The 21,821-nt window shown below is 68.5% G+C and carries 21 protein-coding genes and 1 pseudogene; 11 read left to right on the top strand and 11 right to left on the bottom strand.

The annotated features are described in order from the left end of the window. Positions 1 to 176: 176 nt before the first annotated feature. Positions 177 to 806: a class I SAM-dependent methyltransferase gene (locus DQW85_RS39145; RefSeq protein WP_113704786.1), complete on the bottom strand. Its 630-nt coding sequence runs from the start codon at positions 804 to 806 to the stop codon at positions 177 to 179. An 85-nt stretch (positions 807 to 891) separates the two neighbouring features. Between DQW85_RS39145 and DQW85_RS39140 the strand changes: the two genes are divergently transcribed. From DQW85_RS39140 to DQW85_RS39125, 4 genes are all read left to right on the top strand, one after another. Further along, positions 892 to 1,344, top strand: coding sequence for a pyridoxamine 5'-phosphate oxidase family protein (locus DQW85_RS39140; RefSeq protein ID WP_113704784.1), 453 nt, complete (start codon positions 892 to 894; stop codon positions 1,342 to 1,344). Further along, a complete protein-coding gene (locus DQW85_RS39135) occupies positions 1,341 to 1,532 on the top strand; it encodes a ferredoxin (protein WP_113704783.1) in 192 nt (63 codons plus the stop codon). Before DQW85_RS39140 ends, DQW85_RS39135 begins: the two co-directional genes overlap by 4 nt. Before the next feature lie 17 nt (positions 1,533 to 1,549). Further along, a complete protein-coding gene (locus DQW85_RS39130; RefSeq protein ID WP_113704782.1) occupies positions 1,550 to 2,635 on the top strand; it encodes an alcohol dehydrogenase catalytic domain-containing protein in 1,086 nt (361 codons plus the stop codon). A gap of 363 nt (positions 2,636 to 2,998) precedes the next feature. Next, complete coding sequence (locus DQW85_RS39125) at positions 2,999 to 5,758, top strand: DUF4082 domain-containing protein (RefSeq protein ID WP_240197714.1); 2,760 nt, start codon at positions 2,999 to 3,001, stop codon at positions 5,756 to 5,758. Between the two features lie 45 nt (positions 5,759 to 5,803). Here DQW85_RS39125 and DQW85_RS39120 read toward each other — a convergent pair whose 3' ends face one another. Continuing rightward, complete coding sequence (locus DQW85_RS39120) at positions 5,804 to 6,301, bottom strand: MarR family winged helix-turn-helix transcriptional regulator (protein ID WP_240197713.1); 498 nt, start codon at positions 6,299 to 6,301, stop codon at positions 5,804 to 5,806. 94 nt (positions 6,302 to 6,395) lie between these two features. On the opposite strand from DQW85_RS39120, the gene DQW85_RS39115 reads away from it, so the two are divergent. The 3 genes from DQW85_RS39115 (at position 6,396) to DQW85_RS45140 (ending at position 9,558) form a co-directional block, all read left to right on the top strand. Then, positions 6,396 to 7,268: a haloalkane dehalogenase gene (locus tag DQW85_RS39115; protein WP_113704779.1), complete on the top strand. Its 873-nt coding sequence runs from the start codon at positions 6,396 to 6,398 to the stop codon at positions 7,266 to 7,268. A gap of 616 nt (positions 7,269 to 7,884) precedes the next feature. Continuing rightward, positions 7,885 to 8,283, top strand: coding sequence for a hypothetical protein (locus DQW85_RS45145; RefSeq protein WP_162795734.1), 399 nt, complete (start codon positions 7,885 to 7,887; stop codon positions 8,281 to 8,283). A gap of 744 nt (positions 8,284 to 9,027) precedes the next feature. Further along, complete coding sequence (locus DQW85_RS45140; protein WP_162795733.1) at positions 9,028 to 9,558, top strand: RICIN domain-containing protein; 531 nt, start codon at positions 9,028 to 9,030, stop codon at positions 9,556 to 9,558. Here DQW85_RS45140 and DQW85_RS48410 read toward each other — a convergent pair. From DQW85_RS48410 to DQW85_RS39095, 3 genes and pseudogenes are all read right to left on the bottom strand, one after another. Further along, positions 9,485 to 10,291 carry a transposase gene (locus DQW85_RS48410; protein WP_162795732.1) on the bottom strand — a complete coding sequence of 269 codons (807 nt, stop codon included), beginning with the start codon at positions 10,289 to 10,291 and terminating at the stop codon, positions 9,485 to 9,487. The genes DQW85_RS45140 and DQW85_RS48410 overlap by 74 nt on opposite strands. Positions 10,292 to 10,407: 116 nt before the next feature. Then, a complete protein-coding gene (locus DQW85_RS39100; protein ID WP_113704776.1) occupies positions 10,408 to 10,800 on the bottom strand; it encodes a hypothetical protein in 393 nt (130 codons plus the stop codon). 107 nt (positions 10,801 to 10,907) lie between these two features. Continuing rightward, a pseudogene (locus DQW85_RS39095) lies at positions 10,908 to 11,124 on the bottom strand (transposase); the annotation flags it as partial. 202 nt (positions 11,125 to 11,326) lie between these two features. Between DQW85_RS39095 and DQW85_RS39090 the strand changes: the two are divergent. Continuing rightward, a complete protein-coding gene (locus DQW85_RS39090; RefSeq protein ID WP_113704775.1) occupies positions 11,327 to 12,904 on the top strand; it encodes a phage tail tip lysozyme in 1,578 nt (525 codons plus the stop codon). Between the two features lie 371 nt (positions 12,905 to 13,275). Here the strand turns inward: DQW85_RS39090 and DQW85_RS39085 are convergent, their stop codons facing one another. From DQW85_RS39085 to DQW85_RS39060, 5 genes are all read right to left on the bottom strand, one after another. Then, positions 13,276 to 14,286: a sugar phosphate isomerase/epimerase family protein gene (locus tag DQW85_RS39085; RefSeq protein WP_113704774.1), complete on the bottom strand. Its 1,011-nt coding sequence runs from the start codon at positions 14,284 to 14,286 to the stop codon at positions 13,276 to 13,278. Then, positions 14,283 to 15,413: a Gfo/Idh/MocA family protein gene (locus DQW85_RS39080; RefSeq protein ID WP_113704773.1), complete on the bottom strand. Its 1,131-nt coding sequence runs from the start codon at positions 15,411 to 15,413 to the stop codon at positions 14,283 to 14,285. Before DQW85_RS39080 ends, DQW85_RS39085 begins: the two co-directional genes overlap by 4 nt. Before the next feature lie 211 nt (positions 15,414 to 15,624). Beyond that, positions 15,625 to 15,915, bottom strand: a complete 291-nt coding sequence (locus DQW85_RS47330) for a type 1 periplasmic-binding domain-containing protein (RefSeq protein ID WP_240197715.1) — start codon at positions 15,913 to 15,915, stop codon at positions 15,625 to 15,627. 213 nt (positions 15,916 to 16,128) lie between these two features. After that, positions 16,129 to 17,286 (bottom strand): ROK family transcriptional regulator, encoded by a 1,158-nt coding sequence (locus tag DQW85_RS39065; RefSeq protein ID WP_113704772.1) that lies wholly within the window; start codon positions 17,284 to 17,286, stop codon positions 16,129 to 16,131. 179 nt (positions 17,287 to 17,465) lie between these two features. Then, the gene (locus tag DQW85_RS39060; RefSeq protein ID WP_113704771.1) at positions 17,466 to 18,338 is read right to left on the bottom strand and encodes an SDR family oxidoreductase; all 873 of its coding nucleotides are present in this window, start codon (positions 18,336 to 18,338) and stop codon (positions 17,466 to 17,468) included. 178 nt (positions 18,339 to 18,516) lie between these two features. On the opposite strand from DQW85_RS39060, the gene DQW85_RS39055 reads away from it, so the two are divergent. Beyond that, positions 18,517 to 19,578: an NAD(P)H-dependent amine dehydrogenase family protein gene (locus tag DQW85_RS39055; protein ID WP_113704770.1), complete on the top strand. Its 1,062-nt coding sequence runs from the start codon at positions 18,517 to 18,519 to the stop codon at positions 19,576 to 19,578. Between the two features lie 216 nt (positions 19,579 to 19,794). Here the strand turns inward: DQW85_RS39055 and DQW85_RS39050 are convergent, their stop codons facing one another. Continuing rightward, positions 19,795 to 20,856, bottom strand: a complete 1,062-nt coding sequence (locus tag DQW85_RS39050; RefSeq protein ID WP_113704769.1) for an MBL fold metallo-hydrolase — start codon at positions 20,854 to 20,856, stop codon at positions 19,795 to 19,797. A gap of 180 nt (positions 20,857 to 21,036) precedes the next feature. Here DQW85_RS39050 and DQW85_RS39045 point away from each other — a divergent pair, with 180 nt between their 5' ends. Together DQW85_RS39045 and DQW85_RS47320 are read left to right on the top strand one after the other, a co-directional pair. Next, positions 21,037 to 21,357, top strand: a complete 321-nt coding sequence (locus DQW85_RS39045) for a hypothetical protein (RefSeq protein WP_205315739.1) — start codon at positions 21,037 to 21,039, stop codon at positions 21,355 to 21,357. A 204-nt stretch (positions 21,358 to 21,561) separates the two neighbouring features. Next, positions 21,562 to 21,821: 2-oxoglutarate dehydrogenase E1 subunit family protein (locus DQW85_RS47320; RefSeq protein WP_162795731.1), on the top strand; the 260-nt coding region annotated here is incomplete at its 3' end.

The raw sequence follows: 21,821 nt of genomic DNA, 5'->3' as shown, positions 1-21,821 counted from the left end.
GGCCACGTGGCGCGGGCCGCGCCGATCCTGGCCGGGGCCACGCCGGACGAGGCGGCCTCGTGGACGGACCAGGCGCTTCTCGCGCTCGGCCACGACCCGCGCACCCACGACGACTTCCAGACCTGGCAGGCCGACATCCGCAGAGCCTGGTCCCGCCGAGGCCGGCCCGCGGGGCGTCAGGCGCCGGCGGCGACCCGCTCCAGCACGCGCAGCGACCCCTCCACCGCCACCTCGGCGAACGCCCCCGACTCCAGCGCCCGCAGGTAGACCCGGTAGGGCGCCTGGCCGCCGTCGGCCGGGTCGGGGTAGATGTCGTGGAACACCAGCGCCCCACCCGGCATCACATGAGGCGCCCAGCCCTCGTAGTCGCGCGTCACCGGCTCCTCCGAATGCCCGCCGTCGATGAACAGCATGCCCAGAGGCGTGCTCCAGAGCCGCGCCACCTGCTCCGAGTGCCCGACGACGGCGATGACCTCGTCCTCGAGCCCGGCGGCGGCGATCGTGTCACGGAACACCGGCAGCGAGTCCATCCTGCCGGTGCGCGGATCGACCAGCGCCGGGTCGTGGTGCGGCCAGCCCGGCTGGATCTCCTCCGAACCGCGGTGGTGGTCGACGGTGACGACCACGGACCCGACCTGTCTCGCGGCGGCGCCGAGGTAGACGGCCGACTTGCCGCAGTAGGTGCCGATCTCGCAGATCGGCCCCCGCCCGCCGTACCGGAGAGCCGCCTCGAACAGGGCGAGCCCCTCCTTCGGCGGCATGAAGCCCTTGGCGTTCGCGGCTGCGTCGAGCAGTTCGGGCGGCATCGTCATAGAGCTGCACCCTAACCGAACCGAACAACATTCCGACCCCCTCTTGCCGGGCATTCTATAACCTGTTCTACTTGGCAGCGTGAATCAGCGCGCTCGCATCGCGATGTCCGACGACGAGGTCACCGCCTTCCTCCAGGAGGCACGCAAGCTGCAGCTGGCCACCATCAACCCGGACGGCACCCCACACCTGGTTACCATGTTCTATGGGCTTGACCAGGGGCGGATCACGTTCTGGACGTACGCCAAGGCGCAGAAGGCGCGCAACCTGGAGCGCGACCCGCGGGTGACCTGCCTCGTGGAGACCGGCGACGACTACGGCGAGCTGCGCGGCGTCCTGCTGTACGGCGAAGCCAAGCGGGTGGACGAAAGAGAACACGTCCTGGCCGTCGGCCTCCAGGTGGCGCGAAGGATGACCCCGGGCGTGGCCGACGAGCACCTGCTGCCGTACGTCGAGCAGACCGGGCGCAAGCGGGTCGCGTACATAGTCGAGCGCACCAAGGTGGTCTCATGGGACCACAGGAGGCTCACATGAAGGTCAAGGTCGATGAGTTGGTGTGCGAGGCCAACGCCGTGTGCATGGGGCTCGCGCCCGAGGTGTTCGATGTGGACGACGACGACCAGCTCCACATCCTGCTGCCCGAACCACCGCCCGAGATGTACGACCGCGTCCGACACGCGGTCCGTTCGTGCCCCAAAGCCGCACTTTCCCTAGAGGAATAGCCGGAGGAGGACCCCCCATGCGCGCCGCGCTTCTGCACGCTGTAGGCGACGACAAGCTCGACATCCGCGACGACGTCACGCTGACGCCCGTCGGGCCCACCGACGTACGGGTGCGGATCAGGGCGACCGGCGTCTGCCAGTCGGACCTGTCGGCCGTGTCCGGCGTGCTGCCGCAGCCCATGCCGCTCGTCCTGGGGCACGAGGGCGCCGGGGAGGTGGTCGAGGTCGGCGACCACGTCACCTCCCTCCAGCCCGGCGACCACGTGATCATCAACTGGCGACCGGCGTGCCAGGAGTGCGACCTGTGCCTGGGCGGCCAGCCGTACCTCTGCCTGAAGTACATCATCGAGTCGTTCAGCAAGGGCAACTTCCGCTTCGGCGGCGGCGAGACCGCCTACGGCCTGGCCGGGTGCGGCACCTGGGCCGAGGAGATCGTCGTCCCCTGGCAGGGCGCCATCAGGGTCGACGCGGACGTGCCGTGGGAGGCGGCGGCGCTGATCGGCTGCGGCATCACGACCGGCGTGGGCGCGGCCGTCAACACCGCCCGGGTCCGGCCCGGGTCCACGGTCGCGGTCGTGGGCTGCGGCGGCGTCGGCCTCTCCGTCATCCAGGGCGCCCGCGTCTCCGGCGCCCGGCTGATCCTGGCCGTCGACCCGCTGGCGTCCAAGCACGAGCTGGCCAAGAAGGTCGGCGCCACCCACGCCGTCACCCCCGACCAGGTTCCGGACGCCCTCAACGAGCTGACCGGCGGGTCCGGGTTCGACTACGGCTTCGAGGTGGTCGGCAAGTCCGCCACCATCCAGAGCGCCTGGCAGCTCACCCGCCAGGGTGGCGACTGCATCGTGGTCGGCGCCGGCGCGATGGACGACATGGTGTCGATCTCCGCCTTCAGCCTGCTCTTCGAGGGCAAGAACCTCCTCTCCAGCCTGTACGGCGAGGCGGACGTCCGCCACGACTTCCCGTACTTCGCCAACCTCTACAAGGCGGGCAAGCTCGACCTCGACTCCATGATCAGTGCCCGCATCAAGCTGACGGACCTCAACGACGCCGTGGCCGCCCTCAAGGGAGGCGAAGCCCTCCGCCAGATCGTCATCATGGACTGACCGGAGTTTTCATTGCAATTTTGAGCGACACGCCTACGCCATCTGCAAAGGAGTCATACCGCCACACGCACGATATGCAGCCGCATGCGCTTCCTACTATGTCAACGGGCTTTTTCGGGGGCATCGGGGGCATCGGGGGTACAGATGGCTGTTCGCGGGAAGCGGGCGCGGCGTGGGCTGTTTCACATCGGATTCGCCGTCGTTCTGGCGGCCGGCGTCGCACACATGCCGCGGAGCGCGTCGGCCGCACCGAGCGGTGCGGGCGGCGCGGCGCACGCGGGTGTGGTGATTCCGCAGGCAGGTGGGGCTGTAGGCGCGGGCAGGAGTGCGGCGGCACCCTGTCCGCCGACGTCCGTCATCTGCGTGGAGAACAGCAAGCCCGGAAATCCGCCCAGCGAATGGGACATCCTGGGCGCGGGCAGCAGCGCCATTCAGGGTTACGCGACGCAGATGAGCGTCAACAAAGGGGAGACCGTACGTTTCAAGGTGGACACCCAGGCGACGGATTACCGCCTGGACATCTACCGCATCGGCTATTACGGGGGAATGGGCGCCCGGAAGGTCGCGACGGTGCAGCCGTCCGTCCCTCTTCCGCAGCAGCAGCCCGCGTGCCTGCAGGAGACCCAGACGGGGTTGATCGACTGCGGGCGCTGGGCCGTGTCGGCCTCCTGGGCGGTGCCCGGCGACGCCGTGTCGGGGGTCTACATCGCCAAGCTGGAACGCGAGGACGGTCGGTCCGGCGCCAGCCACATCATCTTCGTGGTCCGCGACGACACCCGGGGGTCGGACATCCTGGTGCAGACGTCCGACACCACCTGGCAGGCCTACAACCGGTACGGCGGGAACAGCCTGTACTTCGGCTCGCCCGCGGGCCGCGCCTACAAGGTCAGCTACAACCGCCCGTTCCGGACCCGGGGCACGACCACCAGCGACGCTCCGGAAACCTTCTTCTTCAGCGCCGAATACCCCATGGTCCGCTGGCTGGAGGCCAACGGCTACGACGTGAGCTACTTCTCCGGCGTGGACACCGTGTCGCGCGGCCAGGAACTGCTGGAGCACCGGACGTTCCTCTCGGTCGGCCATGACGAATACTGGTCGAACGAGACGCGCGGCAGCGTGGAGACCGCCCGCGACAACGGCGTCAACATAGCCTTCTTCTCCGGCAACGAGATCTTCTGGAAGACCAGGTGGGAGTCGAGCATCGACAGCTCGGCCACGCCGTTCCGGACGCTGGTCTCCTACAAGGAGACGCACGCCAACGCCAAGATCGACCCCAGTCCCCAGTGGACCGGCACGTGGCGCGACCCGCGCTTCTCGCCGCCGTCGGACGGCGGCAGGCCGGAGAACAGGGTCAGCGGCACGTTCTTCATGGTCAACGGCCCCGTCAACGACGCGATCAGCGTCCCGGGCGAGTACGCCCCCATGCGGTTGTGGCGCAACACCTCCGTGGCCGCCCTGCAGCCCGGGCAGACCGCCACGTTCCCCGCGGGAACGCTCGCCTTCGAGTGGGACGAGGCGCCGGACAACGACTTCACGCCGCCCGGCACGGTGCGGCTGTCCCGGACGACGGTGGCGACCCCGAACAAGTACCTGCTCGACTTCGGCACCACCTACGGCTCCGGGGTGGCGACGCACAGCCTGACGCTGTACAAGGCGCCGAGCGGCGCGCTGGTCTTCAGCGCCGGCACCGTTCAGTGGTCGTGGGGCCTGGACTCCACCCACGACCTGCCCGGCACTCCCACGGACGTCAGGATGCAGCAGGCGACGGTCAACCTCCTGGCCGACATGCGGGCCCAACCGGCCAGCCTCCAGGCCGGACTCGTACCGGCCACCGCCTCGACCGACACCACCCCGCCGGTCGCCGCCATCACCAGCCCGGCCGCCGGCGAGAACGTGGGCACCGGGACGTTCGTGGCCCGGGGCACGGCGACCGACGCCGGGGGTGGCGTCGTGGCCGCGGTGGAGGTGTCGACCGACGGCGGCGCGCACTGGCGCCAGGCGACCGGCCGCGGCACGTGGCAGTTCACGTGGACGATCGAGGGCTCCGGCGCGAAGACGCTCATGGTGAGGGCGGTGGACGACAGCGGCAACCTCCAGGCCACGCCCACCAGCGTCACCGTCAACGCGAGCTGCCCCTGCACCCTCTTCCCGTCCTCGGCCGTGCCGGCCGTCCACGCGGCGGACGACCCCAGCTCCGTGGAGGTGGGCGTGAAGTTCCAGGTGGCGACCCCCGGGACGATCACGGGGATCAGGTTCTACAAGGGCCCCGAGAACACCGGCACGCACATCGGGAACCTGTGGACCAGCGGCGGGCAGCTCCTGGCACGCGTGACGTTCACCGGCGAGACGGCGAGTGGCTGGCAGCAGGCGCAGTTCTCCACCCCGGTCCAGGTGAGCCCCGGCACGACGTACGTCGCCTCGTACTTCGCGCCCAACGGCGACTACGCGCAGAACACCTCGTTCTTCACCAACGCGCTGGTGAGCGGCCCCCTCACCGCCCCGGCCAGCGGGGCCAGCGGCGGGAACGGCGTCTACCGATACACGTCGGGCACCGCCTTCCCCACGAACACGTTCTCGGCGAGCAACTACTGGGTGGACGTCGTCTTCATGCCGTCCGGGCAGCCGCCCGTGACGAACAGCCTGTGGAGCGACACGACCATTCCGGCGGTGGAGTCGGTGAACGATGCGAAGGCGGTCACGCTCGGGGTGAAGTTCAGAGCGAACACGAACGGGACGGTGAGCGGCGTCCGGTTCTACAAGGGCTCCCTGAACACCGGCACGCACACCGGGAGCCTGTGGACCAGCGGCGGGCAGCAGCTCGCGTCGGTGACGTTCACCGGCGAGACGGCCAGCGGCTGGCAGCGGATGAACTTCGCGACGCCCGTGGCCATCAACGCCAACACCACCTACGTGGTGACCTATCACACCACCTCGGGCAACTACGCGGTCAACAGGTCGTACTTCACCACACCGTACGCGAACGGCCCGCTCGTCGCGCTGGCCAGCGGCACGGAGGGAGGCAACGGCCTGTACCGTTACAGCGCGACCAACGCCTTCCCGACGAGCAGCTACCAGGCGAGCAACTACTGGGTGGACGTGATCTTCACCGGAGGCATCGGCTGACACGGAGCCGGTGGCATGCAGACCCGCGGGTGGCGCCGCCGGCCGTCAACCGGCCGGGGGCGCCACCCGTCCTCCATGGTGATCGACCAGGCGCGCCAGGAGCTCGACCAGTTGCTCGCGTTCTGGCTCGGCCAGCGGGGCGAGCAGGTCGTCCTGCAGTGCGGCGACGAGCGCGTCAAGCCTGTCCAGCGCGCCGCGGCCCGCCGGGGACATGGTGATGACGTTGCGGCGGCGGTCGGTGGGATCGGGAGCCCGCTCGACCAGGCCCCGGCTGGTGAGCTCGTTGATCACCGCGACCAGGTCACTGCGGTAGATGCCGGTCCGGCGGCTCAGCGTCGCCTGGCTGGCGGGGCCGAGATCATGGAGGGCCACGAGCACGGCGTAGTGCCACTTGCGGGCGTCCGCGGCGGCCAGCCCCGCGCTCACCAGCTGGTCGGCGTGCGCCGCGGCGATGCCCAGCACCCTGCTCGGCAGGCGTCGCAGCCGGTCGGGTGTGAGCGGGCCGTCACCGGTGTGCGGCATGTCGGTGGAGCGCGGGTTCATGCCGCCCATCCTAGCCCTTGCGTTAGTCGCACTAACAATATACTTTCGCTAGTGACACTAACGTTAGAGTGACTAACGGACTGGAAGGTGACCCATGCCCACCATCGACGTACTCGACTCGTCCATGCACTACGAGGAGACGCACTACGAGGAGACCGGGAGCGGGACGCCCCTCGTCTTCCTGCACGGCAACCCGTCCTCGTCACACCTGTGGCGGAACGTGCTGCCCCGGATCGGCGAGCCCGGCCGCGCGCTGGCGCCCGACTTGATCGGCATGGGTCGCTCGGGCAAGCCGGACATCGGCTACCGGTTCGCCGACCACGCCCGCTACCTCGACGCCTGGTTCGACGCGCTCGGCCTGGACGAAGTGGTGCTCGTCGGCCACGACTGGGGCGGGGCGCTCGCCTTCGACTGGGCGGCCCGTCACCCGGACCGGACCCGCGGCGTGGCGTTCATGGAGACGATCGTCCGGCCGATGGCCCGGAGCGAACTCACCGCCCCGGCGAGGGCCCGCTTCGAGAAGCTGCGGACCCCGGACGGCGAGGCACTGGCGCTCGAACGGAACTTCCTCGTGGAGACGGCGTTCACCGCTGGCGTGCTGAAGAGCCTCGGCGAGGAGGAGATCGAACCGTACCTCGCCCCGTACCCGAGCCGCGAAAGCCGCCGCCCGCTGCTGGAATGGGCCCGCTCGCTGCCGCTCGACGGCGAACCCTCCGACGTGGCCCGACGTCTCGACGGCTACGGCCGCTGGCTCGCGGCCAGCGACGACGTTCCCAAGCTGCTGCTCACCTTCGACTCCTCCCCCACCCTGCTCATCCGGGACGAACTGGCCGACTGGTGCGCGGCGAACATCGCCGCTCTTGAGATCGAGCACTGCGGCCCGGCCGGCCACCACGCGCCGGAGGACCAGCCGGAGGCCATCGCCACGGCGATCGTCAAGTGGCTGGCCCGCAACGGGCTCCGATGAACGCCGTCGACGACGGCGGCCCGAGGCGTCGGGCGCGGCTCAGCTCTTCGCCATCTTGTGGCGGGTGGCTTGCATGAGCTCCTCCACGCGTCGGTGCTGTCGTGCGCCTGCCCGCCCACGGTGATGTCGTCAGCCACGTCGATCGCGTGCTGACCGGCCCGCTCTGCCGAGCCGCCTCCCTGCAGGCGATCGATCTCCTCGACGTCGCGCGGCTGCTGCCGAAGCTTCAGCGCCACCTCCCTCACCTCCTTCAACAGATCCATGACTGGAGCCGGTCGACGGCATGGCGAGTTTGCGGCTCTGTCCACCCACGGCGGCCAGAGCCGCCGCCCGCTGGTAGAAGACGGCCAGGTCGCTCTCGCGCATTCCACGGCCAGGCTGCAGCAAGAGGCTGACCTCCTCCAGCGAAGTCTGGCCGGCCAGCCGGTCGCAGATCGTCTGGAGGAGGATCTGGGCCCCTTCGTAGAGCGGAAACCTGGCCGTGCCGGCGCCCAGCGCGGGGAAAGGCGATGGTGCGCACGTTCAGCCTCTCGGCGAGGTTCAGTGACTGGCGCGTCAGGGTCTCGATGCATTTCGCATCGGGGAGCAGGTTCCGGTCGAGATCGATGGTGACGGCGTGCGGCCGCAGGTCTTCGCCCGCTCGTTTCCGAATGGCCAGGGAAACTCCGCCGCCCATGGTCAGGTAATTGTCGTCGGGGCTGACCAGAACTTCCGCGCGGGATTCAACGAGATCGCCGTAGCCGACCCGGAACAGCGACGCGCCGATCCGGTAAGCGGAGGGGGCGTGCGACACGAAGAACTCCTAGGCGCCGGGCTGGGGCCGATCCCGCAGCGTCTCAAGGCGGCTCCGCTCGTCCTCGAACTGAGTCTGCAGGTGGACGTGAGCGTTGCCGGCGAACCTCGCCACCTGCTCCTCGAGGATGCGGACGCTGCGTTCGTGAATGTGAAGCAGCTTTTCCAGGTGTTGCCTCTCGGCGTCCGCAGAGGGCTGAACACGGTCACCGCTAGCCGGTGACTCCCGCCGCATGTGGTGTCCGCCCCCCGGGTTGGGGTCCGCCGCCAGGCGCGGACGCAAGCCGTACCAACTGGGCTGCTACGGCAACCGCGACCACCGCGTCCCCGAACCAGGCAGCCTGGACCCACCACGGGCCTTCCACGCGGTTGGTGGCCACGCCGCCGGCCACGGCGGCCAGTGCACTGCCGATGGCAACGAGACGGCCTTTCATCCGACTGCTCATGTCCCCGCCACGTGCTGGGTCCCGGTGAGGTTTACGGCGCCACAGCGAGAACGCCTGACCGCTGTTCCCGTGAATCCTAGAACAACTCCCTGCGTTTCGTACTTGGAGAGCGACGGGAACTCTGAGGCCGCCGCCGCAGGACCAAAGAAGTGACCGCTTTCAGGAAAAATGCGCCCGCGACACGGGACAGCAGGCGTGGCCGACACGATCGTGGCCCATCCCGTGTCCTGGCTCGCCGACCCCGCGGGAGCCGCGTCGCACAGCCGTAGCAGCGGCCCCACCACCCAGGCATGATCCCGTTCACGGCGCTCGCATGAGTAGGGCAGCCATGTGCGCTTCCAAACGGGAGCTCAATACCAGGTGCTGGAGCCCGTGAACGGCCGTGATTGCTTTTTGGGTGTCGAATGAGCTGTTCAGTGAGTGCGTCGATGACTACGTTCACTTGCGGTTTCGGGTGCACCTCACGGTGGAGCGCCCCCGACCACCGTGTCCAGAGGACCGCCTGGTAAGGAGATTCCGCGATGAGAAGAAGTGTCGTCCGGGCGTCGGTCGGCCTGTTGCCGATCGCCGCGCTACTCACGACTGGTGTGGTGTCGAGTCCCGCCGACGCCGAAACCCGTGCGGGGATTGCGCCCGCCTACCACCTTGTCAACGAGAAAGGCAAGTGCCTGAGCATCAAACCCTGGTGGAAAACCCCAGGAGAGAGAGCGGATCTGAAGCCCAGGAGTGTCCCATGCGACCATCCGGTCTTCTCGTACCGGAAATGGACCATTGTCCACCGCAACGGCAACCGCGAGTTCCAGGTCACGGAGACGACCAACTGGCTTGGTCACTATTGTCTCGACAACAGCAACGGAGACGTCTACCTGACGCCATGCAGGGACGAATACCTCGGGCAGAAGTGGTACCGCGACCCGCAAGGGAGGCTTTTCAACGCCTCCAGGGACCATGTCCTCACGGGCTGGAACGATGGCAAGGTCAACATGGAACCGCCCGCGCCGAAGGGGTCCGACAAGTACAAGAAGCAAGTCTGGGTGCTGCGGAACGTCTGATCGGCCGAACTGGTAGCCGCCTGAAATCCGAGTGCCGTGCGTCGCGCTCCGTCGAGCGCGGGCGCGCGACCTGCCACGTGGCCGATAGCCGGACCGTTCGGCGCTGGCACGACCAGGGCTTGTGCGGTTCCGGTGGAGTCAAGTGGTTTTCCTGACCGGTGCTCCTCGGCCTGCGCCGGGCTGCCCTGTGGCGTGATCCGGGCGCGCGGCCTGGTCCACCTCCATGCCGTGACGTGGGCGTCCTGAACGTAGCGATCAAGGATGCCGCGCGTGTGGGGGTGGCCATGCCGGGCAAGCTCGCCGGCAAGGCCTCGTAGTCGTGCACTGGACGGCGGTGGAACATCAGCCAGCCGAGAGTCCGCTCGGCCACCCAGCGGCGGGGTAGGGCAGCGAAACCCCTGGTGGCGGGGTCGCGGCGGACGACTTCAACGTCGATGCCGAGGGCGGCGCCGCCCTCGCCGTCAGCCCAGGTCTTGGTGATGGTCGGGTGGTCGGCGGCGACCTGGGTGAGCAGAGGGGGGCCGGCGGCGCCGTCGGAGGTGCTGGTGGCGGTGACCAGCACCGCGATCAGCAGGCCGAGGGCGTCGGTGACGATGCTGCGTTTGCGGCCGGCGATCTTCCCGGCATCGTATCCCTGGCTCTGGGCGGGAACGTCGGCGGAGGTCTCGACGCTTTGGGCGTCGATGATGCAAGCCAATGGCTCGGTGGGGCGTCCCTCCGCGGTGCGCCCCACACCCCGCCAACTCGCTGTCCCGGCCACGGCGATGGTCCTGCATCTCGTGGACGTCCGTCATAACCTCAAGCCGATGACCCGGCCCGCAGAATCGTCAATGACCGCGGTGGCCTCGTTCAGCGGTCGAACCAGCGTGCCGCCGAGGGCATCAACAGCGCAGCGACGACCACCAGCGGGAGCAGCGTGTTCGGGCCGAGCACTTTGATCCAAGCAAGATCACCGTCGATCGCGGCCATGGCGAGATAACCACCGCCCGCAACCACCTCGACGGCGATGGCACCCGACCGCACAAACTTCCTTCGCGACAGCCAACGTGACAGCAACCAGCCCATGAGCGCCGTGATCGAGCCGGCATAAAGGAACAGCAGGAGGAACGGGACGCTGAAGGCAGCTGCTGCGGTGCCGATCATGATCGCAAGTCCCACGAGGCTGAAGGCCAGCTCAACCATCATGACGAACCTGGCGGTTCGCGCGGTCGCCGGCATGCGCTCGGCCTGGATGACCTCCATCAAAGGATCATTCTGCCATGTGACGAACCTTCACGACATCCCTCAGGTGACGAGAGGCTCGGTTGAACCCAGCCACTCTTTCACGATTGGACAGGTTGACAGTGGCTGACCTGTTTCCACATAAATGGCGGAAAGTCCACGGGAAGCTGCCGCCAGGCGCACCCCGGTACGCACCACGTACAGGATCGCGTCGACGACGTCGCGGCGGGGGTGCCTTTCCGGCCTGCCGCCGGTGTTCGGGGCTGGCAGCAGCGGTTCGATCGGCGCCCACTGCGCATCGGTCAGGTCGGAGGGACAGCTACGTCTGCGGGGGCACCGGGTCATGATCCCCGTTAGCCACGCAGAGTCGGCACGGTTTGCCTCCGATGCGATGTTTTTGCGCGCCACTAGAAGGAAGGACATTTCTTCCTTACCGGTCATCGCCGGATAGAGGGTATGCAGCCTAAGAGGTGGTGACAGGAGAACACCACTCCAAACGATGCGGAATTCTTGATCATCATCGGCAATCCCATTCAGGAGTGATCCCATGACAGAGCCTGAACCGATTCTCGGCTTCTGGAGATACATCGACGGAGGAGTCGTGGGGGTGAGTCGTGTACCCGGTGGCTTCATCGGGACCGTCCACCAAGAAATCCAACTTGAGCGGTGCGTGCACAAAGCTGGGGAAGTGATGTGGAAGATAAAACGTTCCGACGGAGACTACAGGGGGACCCACCTCGGCTGGGCCGTTGCGGACGATTGCTCCAGCAAGCGGGTGGACCAGTCCACTCAATGGCACATTTCAGCAGAAATGAGCGAAACGATTGAAGCGCAGATTCTCACCAACAAATACGTCTTTCAACGCCAACCTTCTCTCCCCATAAATGGGCGAGCCTACTTCTTCAAGGGAAGCAATTACGTCAGATATAATCTGGAAACAAACGATTCAGACCAAACGATCGCCTCGATTTCGTTGGGCTGGAAGCAGCTTCCGCCCCTTTTTCAAAAAGACCTGGACGCGGTCGTCAATTTCGGCAACGGCTATGCCTACTTCTTCAAGAACGACCTTTGTGTCCGCTACGACATCCTCACGGATTCCGTCGTCGGACCTCGAAAGATATCGGACTCCTGGCCCGCCATGCCCGCCGATTTTCGAAACGGCGACTTCGACGCGGTTGTCAACTGGGGCAACGGTTACGCCTACTTCTTCAAAAACGACCTTTATGTCCGCTACGACATCCGCACGGACTCTGTCGCCGGACCTCAAAGGGTGTGGGACTACTGGCCCGCTCTGCCCGCCGATTTCCGAAACGGCGGCTTCGACGCGGCGGTCAACTTCGGCAAGGGCTACGCCTACTTCTTCAAGAACAACCTTTATGTCCGCTACGACATCGGCGCGGACACCGCGTCTCCGCACTCAGGCGAGATATCCAAAGTATGGAAAATGCTACCCAAGGGGTTTCGCGAGAATTTCGACGCGGTCGTCAACTGGAACCTGGTCGTTCAGTGGGAGGACATCCCTGGATACCAGCGCATCCTTTATGTGATGGATAAGTTGGTGCGCCGTTACAGATACCCCGTGAACGGCGCTGCCGGGCTCGTCGGAAACTTCATGCATGAATCCTATTTGATCCCGTCCATCATCGAGGGCGCTACAGAGCAATCCCCAATGCGGGCGAAGGATTTCTATGATAAAAGCAAGGAACACTCGGCTGATGAAATCATGAACCGCGATGCGCAGGCCCGCGAGGGGCCGAAACTTCCAGGAGTCGGTCTTGCGCAGTGGTCGTATGGCGACCGACGCAAGGGGCTATTCACTCATAAGCTCACGGATACCGCACTGGGGGCTTCCGTGCTCTTCAATATGGACGCGCAGATCGACTACGCCGTGCAGGAGCTCAGCACAAGCTTCAAGATCGCCAATGATGTCCTGAAGAGGCCGAATGTTACAGCGAGCGACGCCTGCGACGAAGTCCTGTACGAGTATGAGAGGCCCAAATCAATCCTAGGTCCGGATGGCAAACGGCTGCCTCGCAAACACCCCAGCGTTCAGGCTGTTTTCGAGGAGCGCCGCCCGAAAGCGATGCACGCAGCGAGTCTTTACCGCAACGCCCATCCTGAATGACCTGATCCCAGCCGGTGAAGGCAACCGTGTCTTGCGGAAGTTTGGCGGGTCAGGGTCTTTCCTGCAGGAGTTGCCACCTTCCCCTCGTTGAGCTTTCGACTTCCCGTGCCCGCCTCCACTCCCGTGCCCGGATTCCACTGCATCCCGCCTCCGCCTCATGCCGGGGTGCGCGAGGGGCGGGAGCCCCTCGCCCGGGGCGCGGGGCGGAGCCCCGCCAAGGGCGTCCGAGCAGAGCGAGGGCCATGCCTGTGGGGGTCGAAGGGGGCGGGAGCCCCCTGGGGGGCACGCCGGAGCGTGGGACGCGCGAAGCGCGCCGGCTCGCGACGACCTCGCCTTTGGCGCGTGCGCCCCCATCGGCGAACGCCCCAGGGTCAGGAGGTGGTGGTGGAGAAGGCCGCGTCGAAGGAGGTGGCCGGCGGGGTGATGGCGTTCAGCTCGCGGATGAAGGCCAGGGCCTCCCTGGCCCCGTCCAGCCGGTCCATGCCCGCGTCCTCCCACTCGATCGAGATCGGCCCTGCGTACCCGATGGAGTTGAGCGCCCGGAAGCAGTCCTCCCACGGTACGTCGCCGCGTCCCGTCGACACGAAGTCCCAGCCGCGGCGCATGTCGCCCCACGCCAGGTGGGAGGAGAGGCGGCCGCGGCGGCCGTCGCCGACGCGGACGCGGGTGTCCTTGCAGTCGACGTGGTAGACGCGGTCGGCGAAGTCGAGGATGAACGCGACCGGGTCGAGGTCCTGCCAGACCATGTGGGACGGGTCCCAGTTGAGGCCGAACGCGGGCCGGTGGCCGATGGCCTCCAGGGTGCGGACCGTGGTGACGTAGTCGTAAGCGATCTCGCTCGGGTGGATCTCGTGCGCGAACCGTACGCCCACCTCGTCGAAGACGTCGAGAATGGGGTTCCAGCGGTCGGCGAAGTCCTGGTAGCCGGCGTCGACCATGGAGGCGGGCACCGGCGGGAACATGGCGACCGTGTGCCAGATCGACGAGCCGGTGAAGCCGACGACGGTGTCGACGCCGAGCAGAGCGGCGGCCCGGGCGGTGTTCTTCATGTCCTCGGCCGCCGCCTGCCGCACCGACTCGGGGTCGCCGGTGCCCCAGATGCGGGCGGGGAGGATGGCCTTGTGCCGCTCGTCGATGGGGTGGTCGCAGACCGCCTGGCCGACGAGGTGGTTCGAGATGGTCCACACCTTCAGGCCGTGCTTGTCGAGCTGGGCGTGTTTCTGCTCGACGTACGAGGGGTCGGCGACGGCCCGCGCCACGTCGAAGTGGTCACCGGAGCAGGCGATCTCCAGGCCGTCGTAGCCCCATTCGGCCGCGAGCCGGCAGACCTCCTCGAACGGCAGGTCCGCCCACTGGCCCGTGAACAACGTGACCGGTCTCATGAGTCCTCCACGACTGTGTAGCGGCTGGAGTCAGCCGCGCTGTGCTCGACCGCGGCCAGCACACGCTGTACCCGCAGCCCGTCGGCGAACGACGGCGCGGGGTCGGTGCCCCGGGCGACGGCCTCCAGGAAGTCCTTGATCTCGTGGGTGAAGGTGTGCTCGTAGCCGAGGCCGTGCCCCGGCGGCCACCAGGCGCCGACGTACGGGTGGTCCGGTTCGGTGACGAGGATGCGGGTGAAACCGCCGCCGCCCTCGCTGACCCACAACTCGTTCATGGCCTCGAAATCGAACGCGAGGCTGCCGCCCGACCCGTTGATCTCGATGCGCAGCGCGTTCTTGCGGCCGGTGGCGAAGCGGGTGGCCTCGAACGAGGCCAGCGCGCCGCCGGAGAGCCTGCCGATGAACAGGGCGGCGTCGTCGACCGTGACCCGGCCGGTATCGGCGGCCCCTTCCTCCAGCGGCCGTTCCTTGATGAACGTCTCGGTGAGCGCGGAGACGCCCACGACGTTCTGGCCGGTGACGAACTGGGTGGTGTCGATGATGTGCGCCCCGATGTCGCCGAGCGCGCCGGAGCCCGCCTTGTCCTTCCGCAGCCGCCACACCAGCGGGAACTCCGGGTCGACGATCCAGTCCTGCAGGTACTGCGCCCGGACGTGCCGGATCTGGCCGAGCCGGCCCTGTTCGACGTAGCGGCGGGCCAGCGCGATGGCCGGCACCCGCCGGTAGTTGAAGGCGACCATGTTCCTGCCCGGCGCACCGGCCGCGGCCCGCACCATGGCCTCGGCCTCGGCGACGGTGTTGGCCAGCGGTTTCTCGCAGATGACGTGCTTTCCGGCCGCCAGGGCGGCGATGGCGATCTCGGCGTGGGAGTCGCCCGGTGTGCAGATGTCGACGATCTGTACGTCGTCGCGCGCGACCAGCTCCCTCCAGTCGGTCTCGACGTCGGACCAGCCCATCTGGGCCGCCGCGGCAGACGTGCGCTCCTTCGACCTGCCGGCCAGCACCGCCATCCGCGGTGCCAGCGGCAGGTCGAAGAACGCGCTCACGTTCCGCCACGCCTGCGAATGGACGCGGCCCATGAACGCGTGGCCCACCATGCCCACGCCGATGGTGGTTCTGTCTGACATGCGGCCCCCAGATCAGGAATTCGAAGCCGAGCGGCAGGTGCTTCTCGACGTTCGCCTTGGTAATCGTCTCCGACGCGAGCGTGATGGACTGCGGAACTTGGTTCTCCACGAGGTCACTCATGCCCTTCCCCTGGGCGATCAGGCGCGCGAGTTTTATCGTGGAAGAGGCCGTCGTGGGGCTGTACGTGACGGTGGCCTCCAGCACGGAGCCTCACGACTGGATCTCCTTCATCGCGTTCAGCGAGCCGGCGCCGCCGACCATGAAGAACTCGTCGCGGCCGGCCTCCTTGGCCTGCAGCAAACTGGCGGTCTCGACCGTGAACTTGGTGTCCTGCTTCGCGCTCACACCGAAGCCGTACGTCTTTAGCGCGTCGGCGAAGCCTCTGCTGCGGTCCTGCTTGAGCGGGAGCGTCGCGATGCCCTGGATCTCCACGATGACCGGGTTCGTGACACCCTTGGCCTTGAGTTTCCGGCCGATGTGGTGCCCGGCCGCGACGCCCATGCCGTAGTTGTCGCCGCCGATCCACGTCCGGTACGCCAGCCTCGTCGGGCTGGTGGGCGCGGGCCGGCACCTTGATCAGAGTGCCTGTGCCGTTCCGGCCGAGCAGGCAGTGCACTTCACCGACCCGTACGTCGAGGTCCACGCCGTCGAGCGCGCGCACGCCGGGGAACTGTTTGACGATTCCCTTCATGACCAGCACCGGGGACCTCCCTGTCAGGGGTTGACGAGGCGGTTGACGTTGTCGGGTGACAGGTAGTGTTCGATGGCGAGGATCCCGGCGCCGAGGGCCGCGGCGTTGACGCCGGTGCGGCTCGGCACGATCGACAGATGGTGCGTGGCCAGCGGCAGCGACCTGCGGTAGACGGTCTCCTTGATGCCCGCCAGCAGGTGCTCGTGGACCCGTGACAGCGCGCCGCCGACGACGATGACCTCGGGGTTGAAGAAGTTGACCAGGCCGGCGAGCACCTCGCCGACGAGCCTGCCCGCCTCCCTGACGAGCCGGAGCGCCTGCGTGTCGCCCGCCTGGACCAGCGCGACCACGTCGGCGCCCGTCTCGGCGGGCACGCCCAGCTCGGTGAGCCGCCTGGCGACGGCCGCTCCCCCGGCGACGGCCTCCAGGCAGGCGCTGTTGCCGCAGCGGCAACCCGCCTCCTCGTGGCCGGACACCCGGATGTGGCCGATGTCGCCGGCCGAGCCCCGCGCGCCGCGGTGCAGCCTGCCCTCGGCCACGATGCCGCAGCCGATGCCGGTGCCGACCTTGACGAACAGCAGGTGCCGGATGCCGGGGTAGGCGTTGCGCTGCTCGCCCAGGGCCATCACGTTGACGTCGTTGTCGACGAGGACGGCGCAGTCGGCGAAGTGCTCGGGGATCGGGTAGTCGTTCCAGCCGGGCATGATCGGCGGGTTGTTCGGCCGTCCCGTGGCGAACTCGACCGGCCCCGGCACCCCCATGCCCAGCGCGCGCAGCGCGGGGCGGGGACGGCCGGCCTCGGCGAGCAGCCGGTCGAGCCGCCCGTCGACGTGCGCCAGGACGGTCTCCGGCCCCTCGCTCACCAGCAGCGGGTCCTCGCACTCGGCCAGCAGCCGGCCGGACATGTCCATCAGCGCGACCCGGCAGTGGGTGGCTCCCAGGTCGACGCCGGCGAACGCGTGGCCGTCGGTGTGGAGCCGGAGCCGGCGGGGCGGCCGGCCACCGGTGGACTCGCCGCTCTCGGTCTCCTCGACCAGGCCGCGCTCGATGAGCGCGTCGACGCGCTGGGAGATCGTGGACCTGGCCAGGCCGGTGAGCCGCGCCAGATCGGAACGGGTCGTCGCCGAGCCCGCGCTGATGAGCGTCAGGACATCGCCGGGCGAGCCCGGAGCGGGGGTCATGCCGCGACGATAAGATCGCCGATGGGACAAATCAAGAGTGCGGACCGCCCGAACTTCCCCGACTTCCGCCGATGTCCGAACAAAGCTCGGAACTCTGCTGGCGCGCAAGCGGCGGCGGGGAGCCGGCCGTGTCCGAGCCGGCTCCCCGCCGCCGATATGACGTGTGCAGGTGCTACGGGCTACTGCATGGCCCTCATCGAGTCAGCGGCCGTGAGCACGTACGGCTGCTCGGCCATGACGGCCGCCCAGTTGTCCGCGATCGCCTCCGGCGTGACGTCGTCGGCGCTCCAGCCCGGCCCCTCGGCCACGAACACGCGCGCCACCCGGCCGCCCCCGACGGTGAACACCTCGCCGCTCACCTCGCACGAGTCGTGCACGAGGCAGGCGACCAGGGGGCTGACCCGCTCCGGCGTGAACTTGGCCTCGAACTCGCCCGGCAGCAGCGAATCCGTCATCCGCGTCCAGGCGACCGGCGCGATGGCGTTGGCCTTGATGCCGTTGCGCGCGCCCTCGATGCCGAGCGTCTTGGTCAGGCCGACCAGGCCCATCTTGGCGGTGGAGTAGTTGGCCTGCCCGAAGTTGCCGAACAGGCCCGCCGGGCTCGAGGTGTTGACGACGCGGCCGTATCCGGCCGCCTTCATGTACGGGTAGGCGGCGCGGCTGACCAGGTAGGAGCCGCGCACGTGCACGGCCAGGACCGCGTCGAACTCGTCGACCGTCATCTTCCCGAACGACCTGTCCCGGAGGATGCCCGCGTTGTTGACGACGATGTCGACCTTGCCGAACGCGTCGAGCGCGGCTTGCACGATCGCCTCGGCGCCCTCCGGGGTGGCGACGTTGTCGGCGTTGGCGACGGCCTGGCCGCCGTTCTTCATGATGAGCTCGACGACCTCGGCGGCCGGGCCGGCGGAGGCGCCGGTGCCGTCGAGCGCGCCACCCAGGTCGTTGACGACGACCCTGGCGCCCCGCTCCGCCAGCAGGAGCGCGTGCGCCCTGCCGAGGCCGTGCCCGGCCCCTGTGATGATCGCGACCCTGTCATCGAACCGAAGCATCGAACCTCCCGCGCAGGAGAACAACCTTCTAGTAGGAGCACAATAACCCGATAGACCGGAAGCCGGACTGATCGTCGCGGATAGTGATCAATGCCGTCGTTCTCTGCTAGAGTTCGGGGCTCCCATGGGGCGGCGACCTCCCCTCCGTCGTCCCTCCAGCGGGCCTGGGAGGCCGGAAATGCCGGTAACAAAGCCCATCCGCGTGGTCCAGTGGGCCACCGGCGCCGTCGGCCGCTGCGCGTTACGCACGGTGCTGAAGAGGCCGGGGAACTTCGAGCTGGCGGGGGTTCTCGTCTACGACCCCGACAAGATCGGCAAGGACGCGGGCGAGCTGGTGGGCCTGCCCCCCTCAGGCGTCTCGTGCACCGACGACGTGGACCGGGTGCTGGCGCTCGACGCCGACTGCGTCCTGCACATGCCGCTGCCGGCGGCCTACTTCGGCACCGACCAGTCCTCCGACCTGGAGACCATCTGCGCGCTGCTCGCCTCGGGCAAGAACGTCATCACCACGACGGGTTTCGTCTACCCCAAGTCCTACGGCCGAGCCGTCGTCGAGCGCATCGAGACGGCCTGCGCCGCTGGTCGCACCAGCCTGCACGGCACCGGCGTCAACCCGGGCTTCATGAGCGACTTCCTGCCGCTGGCGCTGACCGGGCTGAGCGGCCGGATCGACCACCTGTACGTGCGCGAGTCGTCCGACTTCCGCGGCCACCCGTCGCGCCAGGTGGTGGTCGACCTGGTGGGGTTCACCCGCTCGGCCAAGGACTACACCGCGGCCGTCCGGCCGTACCGGGCGTTCCAGCGCGCGCTCTTCGCGGAGAGCGCGCAGCTCGTCGCGGACGCGCTGGACGTGCGGCTGGACGAGGTGGACGAGAGCGACGAGTTCGAGCTGGCGACGGCCGAGTTCCCGATCGCGGCGGGCACGATCAGGGAGGGCACGGTCTGCGCCTCCCGCTGGGTCTTCACCGGCCTGGTGCGGGGCAGGCCGTTCATGACCATCGAGGCCGTCTACAAGGCCGACGCCACCAGGGTCGCTCGCTGGCCCGACCCGGGCTTCGTGATCCACGTCGAGGGCGTGCCCGACATGACGGTGTCCGTCGACGAGGTCTCCCACGGCCTCGCCGCCGCCGCGGCGCACGCCATCAACGCGATCCCGGCCGTCTGCGCGGCGCCGCCGGGCATCCGCACGCTCCTCGACCTCCCCCTCCCGACCGGCCGCGGCACCGTCCGCCTCCTGTAGCCCCCCTCTCACTCATCTCTCCCCGTTACGGCAGACCCGGGAAGCCCTTTTACGGCAGGCCCGGGAAGGCCCACCCGCCTCACGTGGCCGGGCCCCGTCCAGGGGAACGCTCCTCCGGTGGAGGTGGCGGGCCGCCGTGACGTGCGCCCTGTGGGCCGCCCGCGTGGCGACCGGGAGCCCACGGGGCGCGCACCGGGAGCGCACCGGGAGCGACGGTCACCCCGCGAACCACCGGTCCGGCTCACCCGCGACCCGCGCCACCCGCCCCCGGGACTCCAGCCACGCCAGGTGGGCGAGGGTCTCGTTGTTGGCCGCGCGCCGCATGAACGGCGGGAACGTCTGCCAGGCCCGCGACCAGGTCAGCCGGGTGGCGACCTCCCAGCAGGTGACCCCGTCGGCCGCCGCGCCGACCACGACCTCGATCTCCCCCAGCCGCTCCTCGTGGTGCGCCATCACGTACTCGACCCGCCCGGCCAGGTCCGCGAACCGGTACTCGTGGGCCGGCAGCACCTCGTCGACGTCCAGCTTGCCCACGGCGGCCAGCGAGTCGAGGTAGTCGGCCAGCGGGTTCGGCTGGGACTGCGGGTGGACGGCCACGATCGGGGTGATCTTGGCCAGGACGTGGTCGCCGGAGAAGAGCAGCCTGCGCGACGGAGAGACGAAGCAGAGGTGGCCGGGCGAGTGCCCGGGGGTCCAGATGGCTCGCAGGTCCCACCCGGGCAGGTCGATCCGGTCGCCGTCCTCGACGAGCCGGTCGGGCTTGGCGGTCGCGACCAGGTGCCGGATCATCATGGACGCGCCGGCCAGCTCGTCCAGAGCCTCGGCGGGCACCCCCGACCGGACGAGCAGGGCCCGTTCCTTGCGCACCAGCGCGTCGATGGCGGTGTCGTCGTAGCGGTCGTGGACGAGGCGGGCGTCGGCCGGGTGCAGCGCGATCCAGGCGCCCGACACCTCGCGGATCCGGCCGGCGAGGCCGTAGTGGTCGGGATGGATGTGGGTGACCAGCACGCCCCTGACGTCGGTGATCTCGTATCCGGCCACGCCCAGCCCGGCGACCAGCGCCGTGTACGCCTCGTCGGTGTTCCAGCCGGCGTCCACGATCGCGACGCCGTCGGGGAGTTCCAGGGCGTAGACGAGGACGTAGCGCAGCGGATTCACCGGGAGCGGCACCGGGATCGACCACAGTCCCGGCCGCACCCGCTCGACGTCCGGGACCGCGCCCCGCAGCCATGCCGCGTGCTGCGTCTCGCTGGAAGGAACCACCACGTACTTCGCCATGCCCCTGATTGTGCACAGATTCCCGAATGATGTTCTACTTGGCGGCGGATCCGGCCGCGTGACGTGGCCCGCGCGCTGGAACTCCCCGGCTGACTAGACTGGCCGGGTGCTTGACGACGTCCGGGTGGACGACTCGATCTACGCGCTGCGCAGGACCGGGCGCGCTCGTCGGTGGGCCCGTTGCGCGACCGCTATTCGGGCCCCGCGCGACTGGTGCGGGCGGAGGGCGACGAGGCGTCGGAGGAGGCGCTCGGCCCCCCGGAGCCGGGCGAGGTGATCTGGCGCGACGACGCGGGCGTCACCTGCCGCAAGTGGAACTGGCGCCAGGTCGCCCGCACCCGCATCACCGAGGAGACCGTCAACGCGCTGTTCGTCCTCGAACGCCTGGAGCCGATGACCATGGAGGAGCTCAAGGCGGCGGGCGAGGAGCTGGGCGACCTGCTGTCGGAGCTGTCCCCCGAGGTCCGCATCTCCACCAGGCTGGTGCCCGGACGGAAATAAACCTCCCGTCGCGGTGTTGATACCAAACAGCAACAGATCCGGCATCACCCAGGTTGACTAGGGGGTCGTGACCTCTTTGGACTGTCCTGGGAGTATCGGGCAGGCCCGCAGGCCCACCCCGGCGCGCGAAGCCGAACGAGACGAGTAACCTTGGACAGGTTCTCTTACATCAACGCCGATCTGCGGAAGAGGGCGATTTCCGCCGTGTCGTCTGAGTCGTCGCGGACAAACCCGCTGGCAAGCTTTGGCCAGAACGAGTGGCTTGTCGACGAGCTGTACCAGAAGTACCTCCAGGACCCCGAGTCGGTCGACAGGGCCTGGTGGAACTTCTTCGCTGACTACAACCCTGATTACGGACCGGGCCGGACCCCGGGCAGGGAGGCGGCGAACGGCACGGTGACCGCGCCCTCTCCCGCCGCGCCGGCCCAGCAGGCGGCCGCCCCGGCCGCCGTCGCGGAGCAGAC

The organism is Nonomuraea lactucae, from assembly GCF_003313395.1.
GTDB classification, from domain to species: domain Bacteria; phylum Actinomycetota; class Actinomycetes; order Streptosporangiales; family Streptosporangiaceae; genus Nonomuraea; species Nonomuraea lactucae.
This window is presented reverse-complemented; position numbering and strand designations above follow the sequence as displayed.

What these genes read in the sequence shown, in the direction of transcription:
- DQW85_RS39145 (WP_113704786.1), bottom strand. Translation starts at nt 806, where the DNA reads ATGCCGCCCGAACTGCTCGACGCAGCCGCGAACGCCAAGGGCTTCATG.
- DQW85_RS39135 (WP_113704783.1), top strand. Translation starts at nt 1,341, where the DNA reads ATGAAGGTCAAGGTCGATGAGTTGGTGTGCGAGGCCAACGCCGTGTGC.
- DQW85_RS39130 (WP_113704782.1), top strand. Translation starts at nt 1,550, where the DNA reads ATGCGCGCCGCGCTTCTGCACGCTGTAGGCGACGACAAGCTCGACATC.
- DQW85_RS39120 (WP_240197713.1), bottom strand. Translation starts at nt 6,301, where the DNA reads ATGAACCCGCGCTCCACCGACATGCCGCACACCGGTGACGGCCCGCTC.
- DQW85_RS39115 (WP_113704779.1), top strand. Translation starts at nt 6,396, where the DNA reads ATGCCCACCATCGACGTACTCGACTCGTCCATGCACTACGAGGAGACG.
- DQW85_RS45140 (WP_162795733.1), top strand. Translation starts at nt 9,028, where the DNA reads ATGAGAAGAAGTGTCGTCCGGGCGTCGGTCGGCCTGTTGCCGATCGCC.
- DQW85_RS39100 (WP_113704776.1), bottom strand. Translation starts at nt 10,800, where the DNA reads ATGGAGGTCATCCAGGCCGAGCGCATGCCGGCGACCGCGCGAACCGCC.
- DQW85_RS39090 (WP_113704775.1), top strand. Translation starts at nt 11,327, where the DNA reads ATGACAGAGCCTGAACCGATTCTCGGCTTCTGGAGATACATCGACGGA.
- DQW85_RS39085 (WP_113704774.1), bottom strand. Translation starts at nt 14,286, where the DNA reads ATGAGACCGGTCACGTTGTTCACGGGCCAGTGGGCGGACCTGCCGTTC.
- DQW85_RS39080 (WP_113704773.1), bottom strand. Translation starts at nt 15,413, where the DNA reads ATGTCAGACAGAACCACCATCGGCGTGGGCATGGTGGGCCACGCGTTC.
- DQW85_RS47330 (WP_240197715.1), bottom strand. Translation starts at nt 15,915, where the DNA reads ATGGGCGTCGCGGCCGGGCACCACATCGGCCGGAAACTCAAGGCCAAG.
- DQW85_RS39065 (WP_113704772.1), bottom strand. Translation starts at nt 17,286, where the DNA reads ATGACCCCCGCTCCGGGCTCGCCCGGCGATGTCCTGACGCTCATCAGC.
- DQW85_RS39060 (WP_113704771.1), bottom strand. Translation starts at nt 18,338, where the DNA reads ATGCTTCGGTTCGATGACAGGGTCGCGATCATCACAGGGGCCGGGCAC.
- DQW85_RS39055 (WP_113704770.1), top strand. Translation starts at nt 18,517, where the DNA reads ATGCCGGTAACAAAGCCCATCCGCGTGGTCCAGTGGGCCACCGGCGCC.
- DQW85_RS39050 (WP_113704769.1), bottom strand. Translation starts at nt 20,856, where the DNA reads ATGGCGAAGTACGTGGTGGTTCCTTCCAGCGAGACGCAGCACGCGGCA.